The following is a 609-nucleotide window of genomic DNA, read 5'->3' as shown; positions in this document are numbered from 1 at the left end:
AAATCCGGTCACTTCACCAATACTGAGCGACGCGTGCAGCGCGTTAATGCGGCAGTGAAAGCGCCGGGTGAGGCGAAAGAAGATTGGTGGATCATTCAAGCGATCGCAAACGCGATGGGTAGCGATTGGCATTACCAGTGCGTTTCTGAAATCACTAGCGAAATCGCGCGTGTAACGCCGCAATATGCAGGGTTGCGTTGGGACGCGATCACGCCGAACGGTGTTCAATGGCCAAGTAACAAGAACAATCCAAACGGTACTCGTATTATGCACCAAACCCAATTTACCCGAGGGAAAGGGCAAATGGTGGGCGTGCCGTTCCGCTATGCAGCTGAGTTGCCTGATGAAGAGTATCCTTTGGTGCTTACAACAGGGCGTGTGCTAGAACAGTTCCACACCGGTACGATGACGCGCAAAACGAAAGGGTTGGATAACCTTGCTGGGCCAAGAGCGATGATCAGTGTTGAAGATGCTGAAGCAATTGGTATCCATAATGGTCAGCGCCTAAAAGTGTCGACTCGTCGTGGCAGCATCGAAATTGATGCGTTTGTGACCAAGCGAATGCAAAAAGGCGTCGTGTTTATTCCTTTCCATTTCGTTGAGTCCCCA

1 protein-coding gene is annotated in these 609 nt (G+C 51.1%); it reads left to right on the top strand.

Translation table 11 applies throughout. The annotated features are described in order from the left end of the window. The coding region (locus tag R7Z77_RS26705) for a molybdopterin oxidoreductase family protein (RefSeq protein ID WP_318137217.1) at positions 1-609 on the top strand (609 nt) is incomplete at both ends.

The sequence above is a fragment of the Vibrio sp. 1401 genome (assembly GCF_033340295.1).
The sequence above is the reverse complement of the archived record's forward strand: the minus strand, read 5'-3'. Positions and strand labels throughout refer to the sequence as shown.